Genomic DNA, 20,289 nt, shown 5'->3' with positions numbered 1-20,289 from the left:
AGGGCGCGCCGCTTTTCTGTGTGTGTTTTGCTATGGCCTCGTCCGTCTGGGCTGTTCGCTCAGCTTGTCTGGTCGCTTTCTTCGCGGCGGCGCTGCTTTGCCGCTATCGGATCGTCATCAGAGCCAACCACATAAAGGCGCGGCTTCGCACCGAGCCGCGCGCGGCCAGAAGGCTGCGGCGCGTAGGGGGCCGCGGGCTCCGCAAAGCCGCCGGTTGTTTCTGGGTCCCGCCGCGCGGCCTCTGCTTGCGCCAAAAGCCGGGCGGTGCGGTCACGCGGGCTGGCGGGGTTTGGGGGGGCGGGCTGGTCCGCGCCATCCGGGCGCACCTGCTCAACCAACTCTTCCTTCACCGTAAAGCGGCGCGGGGTGCGGCCTGCGGGGCCAATGGTGGTGAGGCAGCCCAAAGCGCGGCTGACATCGCCAAAATCCGAGCCCAGCGGCAGCAGCAGCATCTTGCCATCCATCGGCGGGCGGCCTACGCCGCGCTCGCCTGCAAGGGTCAAGGTGCCAATCGACGGCCCGGCAAACACATCCTCCAACACCCGGCTCACCGTGGCGCGGTGCTCGGGCATGAAAACCGAGGTGAGCGGCATGCCACGCACCTCCATCCCCATCAGGTCATTCAGGTGCATCCCCGCGAGGCGAAAGCGGCCAACGCCGGGCGCGATCCGCTCCAGGATGAAGGTATATTCAAGCTGGTCTTCAATCGCCCTGGGGTCAACCTCGGCGCGTGTGGGCACATCGCGCCCGCCGCGCAACCTGTCCCAATAGTTCCGCAGCGCGTTAACCGCCGGGAACCGAATGTCATTGTTATAGTCCATCAGCGATACCACCCCCGAATCGCCGCCATTTTGCCACGTCATGTCGCCACCCTTGCGTTTGCGTCACATTCCCGTCTGTTGTCGCAGGGGCATTGCTCTGTTAACCCTATGACAAGGAAGATTACCTAAATGTTAATATTGCACGACCCGGTACATTTTTGGGGACAAAAACGTTAAATGGTTAACTCCATGACAGGCTTCGCCGCCCGCGCGCACCAAGGCGCTGACTTCAACTGGTCTTGGGAAATGCGCTCCGTCAACGGCAAGGGGCTGGACCTGCGCTTTCGCCTGCCCGAATGGATCGGCGGGCTGGAGCAGGGGCTGCGCACCGAACTCTCGCGTCACCTTGATCGGGGCAACGTGAGCCTTACCTTGCGGATCCAGCGCGCCGGTGGCTCAGGGCAGATGCGCCTTGATGGCGCGCAACTCAGCCAGGTGCTTTCGGCGCTGTCGCAAATCACCCTTGAGGCCGAGCGCGCGGGGGTAGAGCTGAATGCCCCGACCACTGCCGAGATCCTCTCGATGAAAGGCATTGCCGACGATCCCGCCGAACTGCCCGAGGGGGAGCGCGCCGCACTTCGCGCCAAGCTGATGGGGGATTTTGTCCCGCTCCTCGAAGCCTTCCTGGAGATGCGCGCCACCGAAGGCGCCGCGCTTCATGCGCTGCTGCTGGCCCATCTCGACAAGATGCAAAAACTTATCACCGAGGCCCGCCCGATCGCCGAGGAGCGCAAGGCAGAAATGGCCGACAGCCTGCGCCAGAACCTCGCCCGTGTTCTCGAAAACACCCGCGGCCTTGATGAAGACCGTGTCGCCCAAGAGGTGGCCATGCTGGCGCTCAAATCCGACGTCACCGAAGAGATCGACCGGATCGCAGCCCATATAGAGGCCGCCCGCGCCTTGCTGGCAAGTGAAGACGCCATCGGGCGCAAGCTGGATTTTCTGTGTCAGGAATTCAACCGCGAGGCCAATACGCTCTGCTCCAAGGCGCAGGCGGTTGAACTCACCCGGATCGGGCTTGACCTCAAGGCCACCATCGACCAGATGCGGGAGCAGGTTCAGAACGTGGAGTAGAGAGGGAGGCGGCCCATGGCCCGGCGCGGATTGCTCATCATCCTGTCCTCGCCTTCGGGCGCAGGCAAATCTACGCTCGCCCGGCGGCTGATCGCCTGGGATCCCACCTTGTCCTTCTCGATCTCCGCCACCACCCGCCCGCCACGGCCCGGCGAGGAAGATGGCGTGCATTACCACTTCCTCAGCGAGGCCGAGTTTCGCGCGCAGGTGGCCGACGAGCAGATGCTTGAGCACGCCCATGTGTTTGGCAATCACTACGGCTCCCCCGCAGGCCCGGTGCGCGCCGCGATCAGCAAAGGGCGCGATGTGCTGTTTGATGTCGATTGGCAGGGCGCACAGCAAATCCGCAATTCCGAGCTTGGCAAGCACACCCTCTCGATCTTCATCCTGCCGCCCTCCATCACCGAGCTGCGCCGCCGCCTGATAGAGCGTGGGCAGGACGCGCCGGAAACCATCTCCAAACGGATGCAGAAAAGCTGGGACGAGATCAGCCACTGGGACAGCTATGATTACGTGCTGATCAACGATAATCTCGACGAAACCGAAGCCCGCCTGCGCACCATTGTCGAGGCCGAGCGCCTGCGCCGTCCCCAGCAGCCCGATCTGGGCACCCATGTCCGCGCCTTGCACGACCAGTTCCGCGAAAAGGAAAACCGATGATCTACGCACTTGACGGAATCGCTCCCGACCTCCCCGAGGATGGCGATTATTGGGTCGCGCCCGATGCAAACCTGATCGGCAAGGTGGTGCTTGAGAGCGGCGCTTCCGTCTGGTTTGGCAGCACCCTGCGCGGCGATAACGAGGAAATTCGCGTTGGCGCAGGCTCCAACGTGCAGGAAAATACCGTGTGCCACACAGATCCCGGCTGCCCGCTCATCATCGGGCCGGGCTGCACCATCGGCCACAAGGCCATGCTGCACGGCTGCATCATCGGTGAAAACAGTCTGATCGGCATGGGCGCCACCGTGTTGAACGGCGCGAAGATCGGCAAAAACTGCCTGATCGGGGCAGGGGCGCTGATCACCGAAGGCAAGGAAATCCCCGATGGCAGCCTTGTGATGGGCGCGCCGGGCAAGGTGGTGCGCCAGCTTGACGAGGCCGCCATAGAAGGGCTGCGCAGCTCGGCCAGGAAGTATCATGCAAATATGCGCCGCTTCCGCACTGGCCTGAAACCGGCCTAGGCTCGCGCCACCCCCGCCCTTAGCCACGAGGCCCCCATGCCCTCCGCCGAAATCGACAGCCTGATCGCTGCCATCCCGATGCCGCTCATCATCGTTGGCAGCGATGAGCGCATCGAGGCCGTGAATGACCCCGCCGCCGAGCTTTTTGGCAGGCTTGGCATGGGGCGGCACTATTCGTTGCAAATGCGCCAACCCGCCGTTGCCGAACTGATCGAAAACTGCCTGCGCCATAACACCCCCGGCACGGACCGGTTTCGCCGGGTGGAGGGGCAGGGCGAGCAGATCTTCCGCATCACCGCCAGCCCGGTCCAGTCGCGCGTGGTGCTGGCATTTGAAGATCTCAGCCAATCGGAGGCCGCCAACCAGATGCGCCGCGATTTTGTGGCCAATGTCAGCCATGAGCTGAAAACCCCGCTCACCGCGCTGATCGGCTTCATCGAGACCCTGCGCGGCCCCGCCCGCGAAGATGCCCCGGCGCGGGAGCGATTCCTTGGCATCATGGAGCGTGAAACCGCCCGCATGAACCGGCTGGTGAGCGATCTGCTGTCTCTGTCGCGGGTTGAGGCGGTGGCCATGCAACGCCCGTCCAACACCGTCGATCTGGCGCAGATCCTGCAATCTGTCACCAACACGCTGAAGCCCATCACCGAAGAGGGCGGCATGGCGCTCAATCTGGTGATCGACTGTGAGGATACCACCGTGCCGGGCGATGCTGACCAGCTGACCCAGGTGTTCACCAACCTCGTGGAAAACGCGCTCAAATACGGCGCCGCCGGAAAAAAGATAGATGTCACGCTCACGCGCCTGCCGCATATGGCGGCGCTGCGCGGCAATGCGCTGCGGGTGGATGTGCGCGATTATGGCGATGGAATCAATCCGCTGCATATCCCGCGCCTGACCGAGCGCTTTTACCGCGCCGATTCGCATCGCTCGCGCGAAATGGGCGGCACCGGCCTTGGGCTGGCCATTGCCAAACACATCGTCGCCCGCCACCGGGGACGCCTCCAGATTGAAAGCGAGTTGGGGGAGGGGGCCTGTTTCTCGGTCTTTTTGCCGCAAACACCGGCCACCGCTTCCGCTTGACCCTGCTTTCGCGATCCCTGTCATAAAACTGTTACTCAGCCGTCACAAAAGGCTAACACGCGGCCCCCAGAAACGGCGCTGTGAAACGCCCCCGGACGGAAATGGGGCGTGCCTGACATGACACGGAGTTTTCAATGTCCTTCACCAAGATGACTGTTTCGACGCTGGCCGTTCTGGCCGTTTCTGCAACTGCCGCGGCCGCGCGTGACGAAATCCGCATCGTCGGCTCGTCCACGGTGTTCCCTTACACCCAAGCGGTGGCCGAGCAGTTCGCCAACAACACCGGCGCGCCTTCGCCCGTCGTTGAATCCACCGGCACTGGCGGCGGCATGAAGATTTTCTGCGGCGGCATCGGCGAGCAACACCCCGACATCACCGGCGCTTCGCGGGCGATGAAAGCTTCTGAATACAAGCTGTGCCAGGAAAACGGCGTGACCGACGTCTCCGAAGCCCTGATCGGCTTTGACGGCCTCTCCGTCGCCATCTCGCGCGCCAACGATTACGACTGGGATCTCACCTTGGGTGAAATCTACCTCGCCCTCGGCGCTCAGGTGCCGGTTGACGGCGAGTGGAAAGACAACCCCTACAAGATGTGGAACGAAATCCGCGAAGACCTTCCCGCCGTGGAAATCCTCGCCTACGGCCCTCCGCCCACATCCGGCACCCGTGACGCTTTTGTCGAGCTGGCCATGCACGCCGGTTGCGAAGAGCTTGAGTATGTCTCCGCTGGTGATTTTGGCGGCGACTGGGTGAAAGAAAACTGCTCGCGCATGCGCACCGACGGCCCCTTCGTGGAAGCCGGCGAGAACGACAACCTGATCGTTCAGCGCCTTGAGGCCGACGCCAATGCCATGGGCATCTTCGGCTACTCGTTCCTCTATGAGAACCTCGACAAGCTGAAAGGCGTGAAGATCGAAGGCGTTGCGCCCTCGACCGAGACCATCGCCGATAAATCCTACCCGGTGTCGCGCCCGCTCTACTTCTACGTCAAGAACGCCCACCGCGGTGTCATCCCCAACCTCAACGAGTTCATCGAAGAGTATATGTCGGATGACGCGCTTGAGGCCGATGGTTACCTCGCCGAGCGCGGCCTTGTTGCCCTGGCCGATGACCGCCGCGCCGAGCTTCAGGACACGGTGCTGAACGGCGCCGCGATGGCCGCTCCCAAGTAAGCCCCATCCAACACGCGCTCCTCGGGCTGATAGTCGGCCCGAGGACCACTTCTGACAAGGGTTTTCCATGACCGGCCTTGCGTTCCTGCTGCTCATCATCGCTACCATTGCAGGCTATCTGCTCAACCGGATCGCCGCGCGCACGGTGCGGGATCGCGGCGAGCGGCTGCACTCGATGACCTCTTATCACGGGCTGTTTTCGGCGCTGATGGTTCTGGTCCCGGTGCTTACGGCAATCCTGCTCTGGCTGGTCCTTCAGGGGCCGGTCATTGACGCCATCACCATGGGCAACCTGCCGCCCGGCGCTTTGGAAGGGCTGGGGCAGGGGGGCACACAGCTTGTGCTGGCCGAGATCAAATCCATCTCGCTCGGGCAGATCTTTGGCACCCCGGAAGACTGGAAACTCGCCGCCGCCGAGCATTACACCGCCCTCAAGGCCACCGCTGGCTGGATGCTGGTGATCGTGGTCGCCCTGCTGTCGCTGGCGATCATTGCCTTTGCCCGCAGTAAGGTCACGGCCGCGTTCCGGGCGCGCCAGGGGGTCGAGAAAATCGTCAACGGGCTGATGATCTTCTGCTCCGTCGTCGCGATTTTGACCACCGTCGGCATCGTGATCTCGCTCTCCTACGAAACCCTGCGCTTTTTCGAGAAGGTGCCGCTCACCGAGTTCCTCTTTGGCACCAACTGGGAGCCGCAAATCCCGCTGCGCGAAGACCAGATCGCCGCCGAAGGCGCCTTTGGCTGGCTGCCGGTGATCCTTGGCACCATCGTGATCACCGTGGTCGCGCTTGTGGTCGCCGTGCCTGTCGGGCTGTTCTCGGCGATCTACCTCAATGAATTTGCCCCACCCCGCCTGCGCTCTGTCATCAAGCCGATGCTTGAAATCCTCGCCGGGGTGCCAACGGTGGTTTACGGCTTCTTTGCGATCCTGGTGATCGCCCCGGCCATCCGCTCCTTTGGCCAGAGCATCGGCATTGATGTGGCCCCGAATACAGCGCTCGCCGCAGGCGGGGTGATGGGTATCATGCTGATCCCGTTCATCTCCTCCTTCACCGATGATGCGCTCTCTGCCGTGCCCCGCGCCCTGCGCGACGGGGCGCTTGGCCTTGGCTCCACGCGCGGCGAGATGATGACAACCGTGCTGTTTCCCGCCGCTCTTCCGGGGATCGTGGGGGGCGTGCTGCTGGCCGTCAGCCGGGCGATTGGTGAAACCATGATCGTGGTCATGGCCGCGGGCCTGATCGCCAAGATGACCATCAATCCGCTCGATAGCGTCACCACCGTCACCGTTCAGATCGTGACCTTGCTGATCGGCGACACCTCCTTTGATAACCCCAAAACCCTCGCCGCATTCGCCCTTGGCATGATGCTCTTCCTCGTCACGCTGATGATCAACATCCTCGCCCTGCGCATCGTGCGCAAATACCGCGAAGCCTACGATTGAGGCCCCTGAATATGACCGACACCTCCCTTGATCCCGGCTTCAGCAGCCCGCGCCGCACCACCGATCTGGTCGCCGCCTCGCTGCGCCGCCGCCGCCGCAAGCAATCGCGCCTCAAATGGATCGGCATCGCCGCCATCTCGATTGCCTTCCTGATGCTCTTCCTTCTGGTCGCCTCGATGGTGCGCACCGGCTGGCAGGCCTTCACCGAAACCAACATCACCCTCGATGTCTATATCGACCCCGCAGAGGTCCCGCTTGAGCGGTTGCCGCGCGGCGGGTTTGATGATGTGCTCGCCGCCTCGCTTGGCCAAATGCTGCCCGGCGTCGACATGGATGACCGCGCCACCGCCCGCGCCGTCGGGGGCATTCTTTCCAACGGCGCACAGTTTGATCTGCGCGATCGCGTGGTGGCTGACCCTTCGCTCATCGGGCAAACCATCACCCTCACGGTGCCGGTTTCCGACCCCTACGACCAGCTCAACAAAGGGCTGATCAAGCGCGAAACTCCCGAAACCAACCGCCGCGTGAAAGACGCGCAAATCGCCTGGTTTGACAGGCTCCAGGCCGAGGGCGCGATCACCAAACCCTTCAACATCGGCCTCTTCACCGATGCCGACTCCCGCTTCCCGGAACTGGCGGGCCTCAAGGGGGCGCTGATCGGCTCTTTCTGGGTGCTGATCACCTGCTTTGTCATCGCCTTTCCCCTCGGGATCGGCGCAGCGATCTACCTTGAAGAGTTCGCGCCCAAAAACAAGATGAGCGATTTCGTCGAGGTCAATATCAACAACCTCGCCGCCGTGCCCTCTGTGGTGTTTGGCCTGCTGGCGCTGGCGGTGTTCATCGGCTGGTTCGGAATGCCGCGCTCCGCCCCCTTTGTGGGCGGGCTGACGCTGGCGCTGATGACCATGCCCACGATCATCATCGCCACCCGCAACGCGCTCAAGGCCGTGCCCCCCTCGATCCGCGAGGCCGCTCTGGGGCTGGGGGCCTCCAAACAGCAAATGGTGTTCCAACACGTCCTGCCGCTGGCCATGCCCGGCATCCTCACCGGCACGATCATCGGCCTGGCGCAAGCACTCGGTGAAACCGCGCCGCTCTTGCTGATCGGCATGAACGCCTCCATCACATCCGCCGCAAGCAGCCCGTTTGACAGCTCAACAGCCCTGCCAACGCAAATCCTGATCTGGGCCGACAGCCCGGAGCGGGGCTTTGTTTCGCTGACATCCGCCGCTATCCTCGTGTTGCTCGGCTTCCTGATCATCATGAATGGCATCGCAATCTTCTTGCGGCAAAAATTTGAACGGCGCTGGTAGGGCGAGGGAGCGAAAAAATGAATGATATGAGACCGCTGGAGAGAATAGTGGACAGTGACACCATCAAAATCGCGGCCCGTGGCGTGCAGGTCCACTATGGCGAGACACAGGCCATCAAGGATGTGGATGTGGATATCGAAGACCACACCGTAACCGCCTTCATCGGCCCTTCGGGCTGCGGCAAATCAACCTTCCTGCGCTGCCTCAACCGGATGAATGACACCATCGACACCTGCCGCGTGCGGGGCAGCATCACCCTTGATGGTGAGGATATCTACGACAAGTCGGTTGATCCGGTGCAGCTTCGCGCCAAGGTGGGCATGGTCTTTCAAAAGCCCAATCCGTTCCCCAAGTCGATCTATGACAACGTGGCCTACGGGCCGCGCATCCACGGGCTGGCCCGCAACAAGGCCGAGCTTGACGGGATCGTCGAAAGGTCGCTGCGCCGCGGGGCCATCTGGGATGAGGTGAAAGACCGGCTCGATGCCCCCGGCACCGGCCTATCCGGCGGCCAGCAACAGCGCCTGTGCATCGCCCGCGCCATCGCCACCGAGCCCGAAGTGCTGCTGATGGATGAGCCGTGCTCGGCGCTTGATCCCATCGCCACCTCGCAGGTTGAAGAGCTGATCGACGAGTTGCGCACCAGCTACTCGGTGGTGATCGTCACCCACTCCATGCAACAGGCCGCCCGCGTCAGCCAGAAAACCGCCTTCTTCCACCTCGGCGCCCTGGTTGAATTTGGCGAAACCGGGCAGATTTTCACAAACCCGCAAGACCCGCGCACCGAATCCTACATCACCGGCAAGATTGGTTGATCTCATGGCAAATCCCTCGTTTCCCCCTAACGAACAGCACATCGTCTCCGCCTATGATCGTGACCTTGAAGGCATTCAGGCGATGATCATGAAAATGGGCGGCCTCGTTGAAACCGCCATCACCGATGCTGCCGCCTCGCTCGATGCCCGCGATGATGAAAGCGCGGCTCGCGTGCGCGAAGGCGACAAGGCAATTGACGCGCTCGAAGAGCAGGTGGCCCAGGAGGTGGCCCGCCTAATCGCGCTGCGCGCGCCCATGGGCGCCGATCTGCGCACCACGCTTACCGTGTTGAAGATTTCGGGCAATCTTGAGCGGGTAGGGGACTATGCCAAGAACATGGCCAAGCGCACCGGCGTGCTGGTGCAGCTTGATCCCATCGAAGGCGCGACCACCTCGATCCGCCGGATGTGCCGCGCCGTCGAGGCGATGCTGAAAGACGCGCTTGATGCCTATATCCAGCGTGATGCCGATCTGGCCATGGATGTGCGCGAACGCGACCGCGAGATTGATCAGATGTATAACGCGCTTTTCCGCGAGTTCCTCACCTACATGATGGAAGATCCGCGCAGCATCACCGCTTGTATGCACCTGCATTTCATCGCTAAAAACACCGAGCGCATGGGCGATCACGTGACCTCAATCGCCGAGCAGGTGATCTACCTCGTCACCGGCGAAATGCCGGATGAGCCGCGCCCGAAAGACAGCAAAGCCGCCTATGAGATAGACCATTCAGAGTAACTGACATGAGCAAAACAACAGCCCAGCCTCTCGTTTTGATCGTCGAAGACGAGCCTGCCCAGCGGGAGGTGTTGACCTATAATCTCGAAGCCGAAGGCTTTGCTATCGTCTCCGCCGACAATGGCGACGACGCGCTCCTGCTGGTTGAAGAAGAGCAGCCAGACCTGATCGTGCTGGATTGGATGCTGCCATCGCTTTCGGGCATCGAAGTGTGCCGCCGCCTGAAACTGCGCGCCAAAACCAGCGCCATCCCGATCATCATGCTGTCAGCCCGCGCCGAAGAGGTGGACCGGGTGAGGGGGCTTGAAACCGGTGCCGATGACTATGTGATCAAGCCTTATAGCGTGATCGAACTGATGGCCCGAATCCGCGCCCAACTGCGCCGCACAAGGCCCTCCACGGTTGGCGCGCGCCTTGAGTTTGACGATGTCACCCTCGATTCCGAAACCCACCGCGTTGAGCGGGGCGGCAAGGAGCTGAAGCTCGGCCCAAAGGAATTTCGCCTGCTGACCACCTTCATGGAAAAACCCGGCCGTGTCTGGAGCCGCGAACAACTGCTGGATCGGGTCTGGGGCCGCGACATCTACGTCGACACCCGCACAGTCGATGTCCACATAGGCCGCCTGCGCAAAGCTCTCAGCGTCCACGGCGGCAACGACCTGCTACGCACCGTCCGCGGCGCCGGCTACGCGCTGGGGTAGGGCGACTGGCGGCAGCGAGGCCGATGGGCAGTTTCGTGACGGAGAGGTTGACGGTGACGCCATCGCGGCCGTCAACACTAAAGGGGGGGGGCTTTTGCGTTCCCTCCAATGGGCACACCACGTTGCAACCAAGTAGAAATGTCACTGGTTACACAAAGTAGAGATGTCACTCATGAGCGCTGATGGGAGCAAGGCTTGGCAGCTCGGAGACCTCAAATATCGCAGGGCTGAAAAGCCTTGCGGGTGATGGCTTGTGAACGACTTTGCAGTCAAGGTGGCGAAGATGCATACTGCAACTATGACCGAGATTTCGATTTATCAATTCGTTAAGGAAAAGCTCATCATCCACGGTGTTGAGAATACGCCTGACGGGCAGCTGACCTTGACAGATCTAAAGCTATTTTCTCTGTTCGTTGACCTTGAGCGTGCGGCTCGCGAAAGCAGCTTTGACGCTGTTCAATCTGCTTCGTCCAATATCGAAAAATACCTGTCTTCCTTGGAAAAGCGTCAGTTGATAGCGTTCGTCTATATGTATTTTAGATTTTCTAACTTTACTCCGAGCCGAATACTGCTGGACGAACATCTTGAAGATGGCGGGGTCAGGAAATGCAACGAGTTTAAAAGGCAGATATCTGATGAAGAAGCGCTTATCGGTCTCTGGGCGTCTGTGAAGTATCACCAAGTGGGAGAGAGGTTGCTAGGCGTCGTTTACTCAAGGTCATAAGGGTAATACTCATCGGCTCTCCGCCGCTCGTTCCGCACGCCTGCGCTCATAATACGCTTCCATCTTTGAAGGTCGTCCTGGCGGGCGGCGGCCAGTCTTTTTGTAACCGTTCTTCGCGCTGACAGGTTTGACCTTTGGTGGCGGCGCGGCTGCGGATTGAAGATGCTGCAGGGCAGGGCGACGCCTTTGGTGCGGTCCTGAATTCGCCCGTCCGGCTTCTCGTATCCGGCATCTCGTACACGTCGTCGTACTTGCCGACGAGACCATGCGCGTCAGGTAATTGACTTCCAGCCGGATGCGTTTGCGGTCACATACGTTTATCCGATAATCGGTATTATGTAATGTAGCTAAATGAAGATCGCAGCCTAACCACCTGCATCCCAACACTTCTCCCAGAATGCCTCAACACCGGGAAGTTACCCCCTCCATCAACTTCTCGTAAGATTACGCGAAGGTCTTATCGACATGGGTGAATATGTTCACTAAACAACCCTTAAAAACCAGGGGGTCGGTCACGGATGTCTTGGCGCGGCTTTTGGGTAATACGTCATGCTTGAAGATGTCGAACAGATCGTCGCGTTCAGCGACATCGAAAGCCTGTGGGCCTATCTCTCAAAGGCCATCGCGGGCTATGGCTTTACCCGGCTGATCTATGGCTACACCTGTCATCGCACCGGCAATCACCTGGGCGACCGGCGCGATCTGCTGATCCTCACCACCCTGCCTGAATCCTATGTCGAGCGCTTCATTGAAGGTGATCTCTGGTACGATGCGCCGATGGTGCGCTGGGGGCTGTCCAACACTGGCGCGAACCCGTGGAACTGGGTGGCAGAGCGAGCCGCCCGTGGCGAACTGACCGAGGGTGAGCAACGGGTTTTTGCCTTCAACCAGAGCCAAAATCTCACCGTTGGCTATACTCTCAGCTTTCCGAAATCGAGCCTGCGTGCGGCGGGCGGCATCGGGCTTGGCGCGCCGGAAGGCATGAGCCAGCGCGAGGCTGATGCGATCTGGAAGGCCCATGGCCGCGATCTTTGGGCGCTCTGCAATATCGCCCATCTCAAGATCATCGACCTGCCTCACACCGGCGGTCGCCGTGCGTTGACACCACGCCAGCGGGAGGCGCTGGAATGGGTTGCCGATGGCAAGACAACGCAAGACATTGCCACCATCATGGGGCTGACTGCCGCCACCGTTGAAAAGCACCTGCGCCTCGCCCGAGAAACCCTTTCTGTCGAAACCACCGCCCAGGCGGTGATGAAGGCCAGCGTTCAGAACCAGATTTTCCTTTTTGAAACGGTCTCAACCGCACCAGACGGATCAAACCCGCGCCTTCCGTGAAACTAGCGTGAAAAGGCCGGGCAAAAATCCGCTTATTGGCCTTCGCGGCTTTCCTTCCCCAACGTGACCCGGCAGGTTCAGGGCGTTCCGTGAGTGGTGGCATTAGCCTAGGAACTTTCGGTGCAACGGACGGCGTCACGATACTGGATGCAAGCCTGCGCACCCCGGGAAACCGGATCGCCGGCCTGAAGTGAATTTTCCACTTTCGGGTCGGCACCACGACTTCCGCAGCTGCTTGATCCTCATTCCCAAATGATGAGGCAGTTTGCGGAGCTTCGGCGGCGTCGCCTTGTCCCCAACAGGTGGCGCCGCCATACCACCCAACCCCCCATTCTAGAGCATGTTGCTCAAAAGTGGGAACCGGTTTTGAGCTTCTCGAACATGCGAAATCAATAAGTTAGAGCGTGTCGCGTGAATTCGAATGAACGCGACACGCTCTAAAACGAAAAACGCCGCCCTAACGGACGGCGCTTTCCAATGCTGTGTAAAGGCGGATTTCAGCCCTGAGCGGCCTTGGCCACTTCGGCGGCAAAGTCCTCTTCAACCTTCTCGATCCCCTCGCCCACTTCAAGGCGCGCAAACCCGGTGATCTCAACGCCAGCCTCTTCAGCTGCTTGTGCGACGGTCAGGTCAGGGTTGACGACAAAGGCCTGGCCCAGAAGCGTGACTTCGGAGAGGAACTTCTTCATCCGGCCCACGATCATCTTCTCGATCACCTGCTCCGGCTTGCCGCTTTCACGGGCAATCTCGATCTGGATCTGGCGCTCTTTTTCCACCACGGCTGCGTCAAGGTCAGCTTCCGAAAGTGAGGCCGGGTTGGCGGCGGCGATGTGCATCGCAACCTGCTTGCCAAAGGCTTCGTTGTCGCCCGAAAGCGCAACCAGCACGCCAATCTTGCCCATGCCCTCAGCGGCGGCATTGTGAACATAAGACACAACCGAAGTGCCCTCGATCACGGCCATCCGGCGGATCGACATGTTCTCACCGATGGTGGCGATCTTGTCGGTCACCACGTCCTGAACGGTCTTGCCGCCCATGTCAGCGGCTTTCAGCGCCTCAACGTCAGAAACGGTCATGGCCACGTTGGCAATGTCGGCAACCATTTGCTGGAAGTCCGCGTTCTTGCCCACAAAGTCAGTCTCGGAGTTGACCTCAACAGCAACGCCCTTGCCACCCTCAACTTTTACGGCAACGAGGCCCTCGGCAGCGGTGCGGCCCGATTTCTTGGCGGCTTTTGCAAGGCCCTTGGTGCGCAGCCAGTCGATCGCGGCTTCCATGTCACCATCGGTTTCGGTCAGCGCCTTCTTGGCGTCCATCATGCCAGCGCCCGTCGTGTCGCGCAGCTCTTTCACCAGTGCAGCGGTAATAGCCATTTTGAAACTCCTCTTGGAGGTTGTCTTGCATAGGGGATCGGGCGGGTATGGCCCACCCGTATATCAGCGGTATGACAATGCGCTCGGGGCAAAGGGCCAGGCCCCCTGCCCCCTTTGCGCATCAGCCTCAGCTTTCGGCCGGGGCGTCTTCGGCGGCAGCGGCAGGTGCTGCGGCTTTGGCTTCAGCTTCGGCTTCGGCAGCCTCGGCGGCCAGAGCTTCTTCGGCCACGGCCTCTTCAAAGGCGCCAACATCCACACCGGCAGCCCCCATCTGGGCGGTCATGCCGTCCAGCGCAGCACGGGCCACGAGATCGCAGTAAAGGCCAATGGCGCGCGCCGCGTCATCGTTGCCGGGGATGATGTAATCCACACCATCGGGCGAGCAGTTGGTGTCAACCACAGCCACAACCGGGATGCCCAGCTTCTTGGCTTCTGCAATGGCCAGATCTTCCTTGTTCACGTCGATCACGAACAGCAGATCAGGCACACCGCCCATATCGCGGATACCGCCAAGCGAGGCTTCCAGTTTGCCCTGCTCACGCTCCATCCCAAGACGCTCTTTCTTGGTGAGCCCCTCAAAGCCGATGGCCGCTTGCTCGTCGATGGCTTTCAGCCGCTGGATCGACTGGGAAACGGTTTTCCAGTTGGTCAGCGTGCCACCAAGCCAACGGTGGTTCATGTAGTACTGCGCGCATTTCTCGGCGGCATCGGCGATCGGCTTTTGAGCCTGGCGCTTGGTGCCAACAAAGAGGATGCGGCCGTTCTTGGCCACGGTTTCACGCACAACGTTGAGCGCGGCGTCCAGCATGGGGACGGTTTGCGTCAGGTCGAGAATGTGAATGCCGTTACGGTCACCATAGATGAACTCGCCCATACGGGGGTTCCAGCGTTGGGTCTGGTGGCCAAAGTGTACGCCAGCTTCAAGCAGCTGACGCATGGTAAATTCAGGGAGCGCCATGTCCAATGTTCCTTTTCCGGTTTGCGCCTCGGCGGGACAGTGAGGGCATGCGCCCAACCGGCGGACCTGTGCGGGATGTCTCCCCGCAAAGGCCCAAGCCCCGCCTGTGAAGTGAGCGCGCGTATAGAAGTGATCTGCGAGCAGCGCAAGGGAAAACGTGATCTCCCCTTGAAACCCGCAGGCCACCCGCCCGGCCCCCGGAAGCGTGGCGCGCACCTCAAGCGCCGCCGCAAAGCTCTTCAGCGTGGCACCATCCCGGCAAACGCAATGGGTGGAAACATGCCTTGCGTTGGTTTCAGCCGCAGGCCAGAACAACGCCATGAGCAGCGCCCCCCTTCTTTGCATCGGCTCGGTCCTTTGGGATGTGATCGGCCGCACCCCCTCGGTGATGACGGTGGGCGCAGATGTGCCGGGCCGGATCAGCCGCATCCCCGGCGGGGTGGCGCTGAATATCGCCATGGCGCTACGCCGCGCCGGGCAAGTGCCTGCCCTGCTCTCTGCGGTGGGCACCGATGAGGCGGGCGATGAGCTGGTGGAGCGCTGTGCACTGCTTGGCCTCGACACCACCCATATCTACCGCTCTGATCTGCCGACCGATGCCTATATGGCGATTGAGGGCGCGGGCGGGCTGATCGCGGCGATTGCCGATGCCCATTCGCTTGAGGCAGCAGGAGACAAGATCCTTGCGCCTTTGTCCGATGGCCGCCTTGGCTCTCCCGAAGTGCCGTTTTCCGGCTGCATCGCGCTCGATGGCAACCTGACCGAGCAGTTGCTGGCGCAAATCGGCGAAAGCCCCCTTTTTGCCAAGGCCGATCTGCGCCTCGCCCCCGCCTCGCCGGGCAAGGCCGAGCGCTTGCTGCCGCTGCTCGGCCACCCCGGCACCACGCTCTACCTGAACCGCGCCGAGGCCGGGCTCCTCGCGCAGGAGCGTTTCGACAGTGCCGAAACCGCCGCGCAGGCGCTCGTCGCCCGGGGGGCGGCGCGGGTTCTGGTGACAGATGGCGGCAAACCCACCTGCGATGCCTGCGCAGAAGAAAGCCACTGTGCCACCCCGCCCGCCGTGATGGTGACCCGCGTGACCGGCGCCGGGGATACCTTCATGGCCGCCCATATCGCCGCCGAAATGGCCGGCAAGCCGCGCGCCGGGGCGCTGACCCATGCCCAAGCCGTGACTGCGGCCTATGTATCAGGAGAAACCCGCCTGTGATCGACATCAAGAAAACCCCGGAAGTTATTGAAGCGCTTGCCAATAACCGCCCCGTTGTGGCGCTGGAAAGCACCATCATCACCCACGGCATGCCCTATCCGCAAAACCTTGAAACAGCCCGTGCGGTTGAGGAAGAGGTGCGCGCCGCCGGGGCCGTGCCCGCCACCATCGCGGTGATGGATGGCGTGCTGCACGCAGGCCTCACCAGCCCTGAGCTTGAGGCGCTGGCTCAGGCCAGTAATGTCGCCAAACTGTCGCGCGCCGACCTGGCCTATTGCATTGCCAGTGGCGGCACCGGGGCCACAACCGTGGCCGCCACCATGATCGGCGCGCATCTGGCGGGGATCGAGGTATTTGCCACCGGCGGCATCGGCGGCGTGCATCGCGGCGCCGAACTCAGCTTTGATATCTCGGCGGACCTGCAAGAACTTGCCGCCACCCCCGTCACCGTGGTCGCTGCCGGAGCCAAGGCAATTCTTGACTTGAAGAAAACCTATGAAGTTCTTGAAACCCTTGGCGTTCCTGTCATCACAATGGGGCAAGACGAGCTGCCCGCCTTCTGGTCCCGCCGCTCCGGCATGGCCTCTCCGCTGCGGGCCGATACCGCGCTTGAGGTCGCCCGCGCCCATATCACCCGCGCCGCACTTGGCCTGCCCGGCGGCCACCTTGTGGCCAATCCCATCCCCGAAGAGGCCGAAATCCCCGGTGACGAGCTCGCCCCCGTGATTGAAGCCGCTTTGGCGGATGCAAAGGCAAAGGGCATCGCCGCCAAGGACGTTACCCCTTTCCTGCTGGATCATATCTATCACGCCACCGAGGGCCGCTCGCTGACCGCCAATATTGCGCTGGTTTTGCACAACGCCCGCCTCGCCGCCCGGATTGCAGCCGAAATCGTCGGAATTCGGGCAAATCAAAGCGGTTAACGCCCGTCCCTCCCTTGCGAGATGCTGCACCGCAGCCTAACTGTGATGCTAACGCCCAAGGAGTGCCCAGGCCAAATGGCGAAACAGCAGCCCCCGCAAGACAATCCGCTTGATCCGCACCCCCAACCCCGCCGCCCCGGCTGGTTTTCCGGGCTGCGGGCATCGTTCCTGACCGGGCTTGTGGTGGTTGGGCCTGTCGCCGTAACCATCTGGCTGATCTGGACAGTGATCGGCTGGGTCGATGGCGTGGTGATGCCCTTCGTGCCGGGTGCCTACCACCCCGATGCGATCATCAATCGCTACTTTGGCTGTAACGCCGCCGATCCCGCCTGCGATCCCATCAAGGTGAATATCCGAGGCGTTGGCGTGGTGGTGTTCCTGCTGTTCACCATCCTCGTCGGCTGGCTGGCCAAAGGGTTCCTGGGCCGGAGCATCCTGCGGTGGGCCGAAAGCATGGTAGACCGGATGCCGATCGTGCGCAGCGTCTACAACGGGCTGAAACAGATCGCCGAAACGGTCTTTGCCCAGACCGAAACCAACTTTGATACCGCCTGCCTGCTGCAATACCCGCGCGAGGGGATATGGGCGATTGCCTTTATTTCCACCAAAGCCAAGGGCGAGGTCGCTGCAAAAACCCCGTATGGCGATGAAATGCTGTCGGTCTTCCTGCCCACCACCCCAAACCCGACCTCGGGCTTCTTGCTGTTCGTCCCGAAGAAAGACGTGATCCTGCTCGATATGTCCGTGGAGGACGCCGCCAAACTGGTGATCTCGGCTGGCCTCGTCTACCCCAACAACAAAGAGGGCAAAGGCGTGTCGCCGCCTGCATTGGCCGCCTCTATGGCCAATGAAACCCCGCCCGCAGCCGCGAAAAAGCCCGAAGAAACCGAACAGGGCACCGTCTGAGCGCCGTTTCCGCGACGTCGCCGCCTGATCCCGCCAGAATATGCGACCAAATCGCCACATCTTGTGGTCTTTTCACCACGTCTGGTTGAGATCGCCCGATTTTCGCCTAAGTTCCACCTTGAGTAGAAAACCAGAGGGAAAATCCCCATGAAATACCTTGTTGCAGGCACTCTTGCCCTCGCCCTTTCCGGCACCGCCGCCCTCGCTGGCGGGTATGACGAACCGGTGATGGAGCCTGAAGTGACCACCACCGAGCCGCAAACCCCGCGTGATACCATCATGGCCGATACCGCCGCAGGTGGCAGCCATGACATCATCGTGCCGCTGACCGCGCTCGTCCTCTTCGGGGCCGCATTGGCAAACTAAGCCGTTTCGGCTGACCGCATGAAGAAAAGCCGCGCCGGGGTTCCCGGTCGCGGCTGTTTCTCGTGGCGGAATGGTGCCGCTCTACCGGCTATAAGCCCGGCCCAGCCCGTCGCCATACATTTCCGACAGATCAATGCTGCTTTCGCGGCCCACTTTCTTGGCGTCTCCCGCCAAGAACTTCGCCGCCGCCCGCCGCCCGGCGTCTTTCAACTCGGCGATCACATAGGGGTTGGGCACGGATTTCGTGGCAACGCTCAGATCGTTCATCAGATCATCGTCGGCAATCATATGGACGCGCACATATTTCATCACGTCCCTGTCCATCCGCCCCTCATCAATCAGCCGCTGCACAAAGGCGATGGAGCGCAACTCGCTCATCAAGGAGGCGTTAAAGCTGATCTCGTTGACCCGGTTGGCAATGTCCTGCGGCGTATGCGGCAGCGTCTCGCGCTCAAGCGGGTTGATGTTGATCAGCACAATGTCATCCGGCAAATGATGCGCATAAAGCGGAAACAGCGCCGGATTGCCGGTATAGCCGCCATCCCACCAGAACTCATTGGTCAGCGTGACCGGGTCTTTTGCCTCAACAGCGCGGAACACCGTGGGCAGGCAGGCCGAGGCCTGTATCACCTCTGGCGTGATCTCCTTGCCACGAAACACCCTGATCTTCCCGGTGCGCACATTGGTGGCCGAAACGTAAAACTCCGGGCCCGACCCGTGGCACACATGGGTGTAATCAAACTTATCAACCACGCGTTTCAACGGGTTTTCGTAAAGCGGGCCAAGGCTGTAGGGCGAGGCAATCCGCGCCGCCGTTTCCTGCATCAGAAAGGCGGGCGACCACTCCATCATTTTTGAAACCATCTCGGCAGAGGGCATGAAAGGGGCCATCCAATGGCTCATCGCGCTTTCGGGCAGCGCCCCGATCTGCTCCCAGAGCCACGTCATTTCGTCGCGCGCCATCTGGCGGGCGGCGTCATCGCCCTCCTCCATGCCGCGCGCCATCCCCGATTTCAGCGCCGCACCGTTTATGGCCCCGGCAGAGGTGCCGCTGATCGCGGCCACCTCAAACTCGCCAGTTTCCAACAGCCGGTCCAACACGCCCCAGGTAAAGGCGCCATGCGCGCCGCCACCCTGAAGCGCGAGGTTGATTGCGACCTTTTTCTTTGCCTTCTTTACTTCCGTCACAGGATCAGGCCGCCGTCCAGCCGCCATCCACGCTAAGCGTGGTGCCGGTCATCTGCGCGGCCGCATCCGAACACAGGAACACCACCACGCCGCCAAGTTCTTTAACCGTGGCAAACTCCTTGGAGGGCTGCTTTTCAAGGATCACCTTCGCAATCACCTCATCCTCCGACATGTCGTATTCCTTGGCGGTGTCGGGGATCTGCGCTTCCACCAGCGGCGTCAGCACATAGCCGGGGCAAATCGCATTGCAGGTGATCGGCTCTTTGGCGGTTTCCAACCCCACCGTCTTGGTCATGCCAACAATGCCATGCTTGGCCGACACATAGGCGCTTTTGAACGGCGAAGCGCGCAGCCCGTGCGCCGAGGCAATGTTGACCACCCGGCCCCAGCCTGCCTTGCGCATCACCGGCAGGGCGGCGGCAGTAGTGTGAAAGGCCGAGGTAAGGTTGATGGCAATGATCGCATCCCACTTCTCAACCGGGAACTCATCAATCGCGGCCACATGCTGGATGCCCGCGTTGTTCACCAGAATATCGCAAGCGCCCGCCTGCTCGATCAACGCGCGGCACTCGTCGCCCTTGCTCATGTCGGCCTTGATGTAACGCGCCTCCACGCCGGTCTCCTGGGCGATCTCTTCGGCCAGCGCGTGATCTTCCTCGCGGTCGGTGAATGAGTTTAGCACCACATTGGCTCCGGCCCGCGCAAGCTCCCACGCCACACCAAGGCCGATGCCCGAGTTCGATCCGGTGATAACGGCGGTTTTTCCTTTAAGGTCCATGGGACGACTCCTTTGCAAATTCTTTCGGCAGCACCTTAGATGCTGCACCTGCAAAAGAAACCGCTTATGTCATCCCACGTTCCCTGCCTGCGTCAATCTGGCGGGCCTGGGCGCATCACAAGATGGGGATCACAGCCCCTGCGTGCGCCAACCTCACCACACCCTGCCGCAAGCACAAAAAAAAC

The 20,289-nt window shown here is 61.4% G+C and carries 21 protein-coding genes; 16 read left to right on the top strand and 5 right to left on the bottom strand.

Features of this window, described 5'->3' with window-relative positions; genetic code table 11:
* Positions 1 to 59: 59 nt before the first annotated feature.
* On the bottom strand, positions 60 to 863 hold the full coding sequence (locus P1U55_RS08590; RefSeq protein ID WP_301047132.1) for a PAS domain-containing protein: 804 nt from the start codon (positions 861 to 863) through the stop codon (positions 60 to 62).
* Positions 864 to 998: 135 nt separating this feature from the next.
* Here P1U55_RS08590 and P1U55_RS08585 point away from each other — a divergent pair, with 135 nt between their 5' ends.
* From P1U55_RS08585 to P1U55_RS08530, 12 genes are all read left to right on the top strand, one after another.
* Positions 999 to 1,895, top strand: a complete 897-nt coding sequence (locus tag P1U55_RS08585; protein WP_301047131.1) for a YicC/YloC family endoribonuclease — start codon at positions 999 to 1,001, stop codon at positions 1,893 to 1,895.
* Between the two features lie 15 nt (positions 1,896 to 1,910).
* Positions 1,911 to 2,555, top strand: coding sequence for a guanylate kinase (gene gmk, locus P1U55_RS08580; protein WP_301047130.1), 645 nt, complete (start codon positions 1,911 to 1,913; stop codon positions 2,553 to 2,555).
* Complete coding sequence (locus tag P1U55_RS08575) at positions 2,552 to 3,076, top strand: gamma carbonic anhydrase family protein (protein ID WP_301047129.1); 525 nt, start codon at positions 2,552 to 2,554, stop codon at positions 3,074 to 3,076. The genes gmk and P1U55_RS08575 overlap by 4 nt, the downstream gene beginning before the upstream one ends.
* A 36-nt stretch (positions 3,077 to 3,112) precedes the next feature.
* Positions 3,113 to 4,159, top strand: coding sequence for an ATP-binding protein (locus P1U55_RS08570; protein ID WP_301047128.1), 1,047 nt, complete (start codon positions 3,113 to 3,115; stop codon positions 4,157 to 4,159).
* A 134-nt stretch (positions 4,160 to 4,293) separates the two neighbouring features.
* Entirely contained in the window at positions 4,294 to 5,331 is a 1,038-nt protein-coding gene (locus tag P1U55_RS08565; protein ID WP_301047127.1) for a substrate-binding domain-containing protein, read from the top strand.
* Positions 5,332 to 5,398: 67 nt separating this feature from the next.
* Positions 5,399 to 6,775, top strand: a complete 1,377-nt coding sequence (pstC, locus tag P1U55_RS08560; protein ID WP_301047126.1) for a phosphate ABC transporter permease subunit PstC — start codon at positions 5,399 to 5,401, stop codon at positions 6,773 to 6,775.
* Positions 6,776 to 6,786: 11 nt separating this feature from the next.
* The gene (gene pstA / locus P1U55_RS08555) at positions 6,787 to 8,088 is read left to right on the top strand and encodes a phosphate ABC transporter permease PstA (protein ID WP_301047125.1); all 1,302 of its coding nucleotides are present in this window, start codon (positions 6,787 to 6,789) and stop codon (positions 8,086 to 8,088) included.
* Between the two features lie 17 nt (positions 8,089 to 8,105).
* Complete coding sequence (gene pstB / locus P1U55_RS08550; protein WP_301047124.1) at positions 8,106 to 8,903, top strand: phosphate ABC transporter ATP-binding protein PstB; 798 nt, start codon at positions 8,106 to 8,108, stop codon at positions 8,901 to 8,903.
* A 4-nt stretch (positions 8,904 to 8,907) separates the two neighbouring features.
* Positions 8,908 to 9,642, top strand: a complete 735-nt coding sequence (gene phoU / locus P1U55_RS08545) for a phosphate signaling complex protein PhoU (protein ID WP_301047123.1) — start codon at positions 8,908 to 8,910, stop codon at positions 9,640 to 9,642.
* Between the two features lie 5 nt (positions 9,643 to 9,647).
* Positions 9,648 to 10,343 (top strand): phosphate regulon transcriptional regulator PhoB, encoded by a 696-nt coding sequence (gene phoB, locus P1U55_RS08540; RefSeq protein WP_301047122.1) that lies wholly within the window; start codon positions 9,648 to 9,650, stop codon positions 10,341 to 10,343.
* A 298-nt stretch (positions 10,344 to 10,641) separates the two neighbouring features.
* Complete coding sequence (locus P1U55_RS08535) at positions 10,642 to 11,067, top strand: hypothetical protein (RefSeq protein ID WP_301047121.1); 426 nt, start codon at positions 10,642 to 10,644, stop codon at positions 11,065 to 11,067.
* A 549-nt stretch (positions 11,068 to 11,616) separates the two neighbouring features.
* A complete protein-coding gene (locus P1U55_RS08530) occupies positions 11,617 to 12,405 on the top strand; it encodes a LuxR family transcriptional regulator (RefSeq protein WP_301047120.1) in 789 nt (262 codons plus the stop codon).
* 497 nt (positions 12,406 to 12,902) lie between these two features.
* Here P1U55_RS08530 and tsf read toward each other — a convergent pair whose 3' ends face one another.
* Both tsf and rpsB read right to left on the bottom strand, forming a co-directional pair.
* Positions 12,903 to 13,778: a translation elongation factor Ts gene (tsf, locus tag P1U55_RS08525; protein WP_301047119.1), complete on the bottom strand. Its 876-nt coding sequence runs from the start codon at positions 13,776 to 13,778 to the stop codon at positions 12,903 to 12,905.
* 127 nt (positions 13,779 to 13,905) lie between these two features.
* On the bottom strand, positions 13,906 to 14,736 hold the full coding sequence (gene rpsB, locus P1U55_RS08520) for a 30S ribosomal protein S2 (protein ID WP_301047137.1): 831 nt from the start codon (positions 14,734 to 14,736) through the stop codon (positions 13,906 to 13,908).
* 319 nt (positions 14,737 to 15,055) lie between these two features.
* On the opposite strand from rpsB, the gene P1U55_RS08515 reads away from it, so the two are divergent.
* The 4 genes from P1U55_RS08515 to P1U55_RS08500 all read left to right on the top strand — a co-directional run bounded on the left by P1U55_RS08515 (position 15,056) and on the right by P1U55_RS08500 (position 18,138).
* Positions 15,056 to 15,943 (top strand): PfkB family carbohydrate kinase, encoded by an 888-nt coding sequence (locus P1U55_RS08515; RefSeq protein WP_301047118.1) that lies wholly within the window; start codon positions 15,056 to 15,058, stop codon positions 15,941 to 15,943.
* The gene (locus P1U55_RS08510; RefSeq protein WP_301047117.1) at positions 15,940 to 16,866 is read left to right on the top strand and encodes a pseudouridine-5'-phosphate glycosidase; all 927 of its coding nucleotides are present in this window, start codon (positions 15,940 to 15,942) and stop codon (positions 16,864 to 16,866) included. The genes P1U55_RS08515 and P1U55_RS08510 overlap by 4 nt, the downstream gene beginning before the upstream one ends.
* A 75-nt stretch (positions 16,867 to 16,941) precedes the next feature.
* Positions 16,942 to 17,772: a DUF502 domain-containing protein gene (locus P1U55_RS08505; RefSeq protein WP_301047116.1), complete on the top strand. Its 831-nt coding sequence runs from the start codon at positions 16,942 to 16,944 to the stop codon at positions 17,770 to 17,772.
* Between the two features lie 147 nt (positions 17,773 to 17,919).
* The gene (locus tag P1U55_RS08500; RefSeq protein ID WP_301047115.1) at positions 17,920 to 18,138 is read left to right on the top strand and encodes a hypothetical protein; all 219 of its coding nucleotides are present in this window, start codon (positions 17,920 to 17,922) and stop codon (positions 18,136 to 18,138) included.
* Positions 18,139 to 18,219: 81 nt separating this feature from the next.
* Here the strand turns inward: P1U55_RS08500 and P1U55_RS08495 are convergent, their stop codons facing one another.
* The gene (locus P1U55_RS08495) at positions 18,220 to 19,326 is read right to left on the bottom strand and encodes a patatin-like phospholipase family protein (RefSeq protein WP_301047114.1); all 1,107 of its coding nucleotides are present in this window, start codon (positions 19,324 to 19,326) and stop codon (positions 18,220 to 18,222) included.
* A 4-nt stretch (positions 19,327 to 19,330) separates the two neighbouring features.
* Positions 19,331 to 20,104 (bottom strand): 3-hydroxybutyrate dehydrogenase, encoded by a 774-nt coding sequence (locus P1U55_RS08490; RefSeq protein ID WP_301047112.1) that lies wholly within the window; start codon positions 20,102 to 20,104, stop codon positions 19,331 to 19,333.
* Positions 20,105 to 20,289: the final 185 nt, after the last annotated feature.

The sequence above is a fragment of the Vannielia sp. genome (assembly GCF_029212645.1).
Lineage (GTDB): Bacteria > Pseudomonadota > Alphaproteobacteria > Rhodobacterales > Rhodobacteraceae > Vannielia.
Note: the sequence above shows the minus strand (reverse complement) of the source record. Positions and strands in the feature narration are given on the sequence as shown.

What these genes read in the sequence shown, in the direction of transcription:
- P1U55_RS08590 (WP_301047132.1), bottom strand. Translation starts at nt 863, where the DNA reads ATGACGTGGCAAAATGGCGGCGATTCGGGGGTGGTATCGCTGATGGAC.
- P1U55_RS08585 (WP_301047131.1), top strand. Translation starts at nt 999, where the DNA reads ATGGTTAACTCCATGACAGGCTTCGCCGCCCGCGCGCACCAAGGCGCT.
- gmk (WP_301047130.1), top strand. Translation starts at nt 1,911, where the DNA reads ATGGCCCGGCGCGGATTGCTCATCATCCTGTCCTCGCCTTCGGGCGCA.
- P1U55_RS08575 (WP_301047129.1), top strand. Translation starts at nt 2,552, where the DNA reads ATGATCTACGCACTTGACGGAATCGCTCCCGACCTCCCCGAGGATGGC.
- P1U55_RS08570 (WP_301047128.1), top strand. Translation starts at nt 3,113, where the DNA reads ATGCCCTCCGCCGAAATCGACAGCCTGATCGCTGCCATCCCGATGCCG.
- P1U55_RS08565 (WP_301047127.1), top strand. Translation starts at nt 4,294, where the DNA reads ATGTCCTTCACCAAGATGACTGTTTCGACGCTGGCCGTTCTGGCCGTT.
- pstC (WP_301047126.1), top strand. Translation starts at nt 5,399, where the DNA reads ATGACCGGCCTTGCGTTCCTGCTGCTCATCATCGCTACCATTGCAGGC.
- pstA (WP_301047125.1), top strand. Translation starts at nt 6,787, where the DNA reads ATGACCGACACCTCCCTTGATCCCGGCTTCAGCAGCCCGCGCCGCACC.
- pstB (WP_301047124.1), top strand. Translation starts at nt 8,106, where the DNA reads ATGAATGATATGAGACCGCTGGAGAGAATAGTGGACAGTGACACCATC.
- phoU (WP_301047123.1), top strand. Translation starts at nt 8,908, where the DNA reads ATGGCAAATCCCTCGTTTCCCCCTAACGAACAGCACATCGTCTCCGCC.
- phoB (WP_301047122.1), top strand. Translation starts at nt 9,648, where the DNA reads ATGAGCAAAACAACAGCCCAGCCTCTCGTTTTGATCGTCGAAGACGAG.
- P1U55_RS08535 (WP_301047121.1), top strand. Translation starts at nt 10,642, where the DNA reads ATGACCGAGATTTCGATTTATCAATTCGTTAAGGAAAAGCTCATCATC.
- P1U55_RS08530 (WP_301047120.1), top strand. Translation starts at nt 11,617, where the DNA reads ATGCTTGAAGATGTCGAACAGATCGTCGCGTTCAGCGACATCGAAAGC.
- tsf (WP_301047119.1), bottom strand. Translation starts at nt 13,778, where the DNA reads ATGGCTATTACCGCTGCACTGGTGAAAGAGCTGCGCGACACGACGGGC.
- rpsB (WP_301047137.1), bottom strand. Translation starts at nt 14,736, where the DNA reads ATGGCGCTCCCTGAATTTACCATGCGTCAGCTGCTTGAAGCTGGCGTA.
- P1U55_RS08515 (WP_301047118.1), top strand. Translation starts at nt 15,056, where the DNA reads ATGAGCAGCGCCCCCCTTCTTTGCATCGGCTCGGTCCTTTGGGATGTG.
- P1U55_RS08505 (WP_301047116.1), top strand. Translation starts at nt 16,942, where the DNA reads ATGGCGAAACAGCAGCCCCCGCAAGACAATCCGCTTGATCCGCACCCC.
- P1U55_RS08500 (WP_301047115.1), top strand. Translation starts at nt 17,920, where the DNA reads ATGAAATACCTTGTTGCAGGCACTCTTGCCCTCGCCCTTTCCGGCACC.
- P1U55_RS08490 (WP_301047112.1), bottom strand. Translation starts at nt 20,104, where the DNA reads ATGGACCTTAAAGGAAAAACCGCCGTTATCACCGGATCGAACTCGGGC.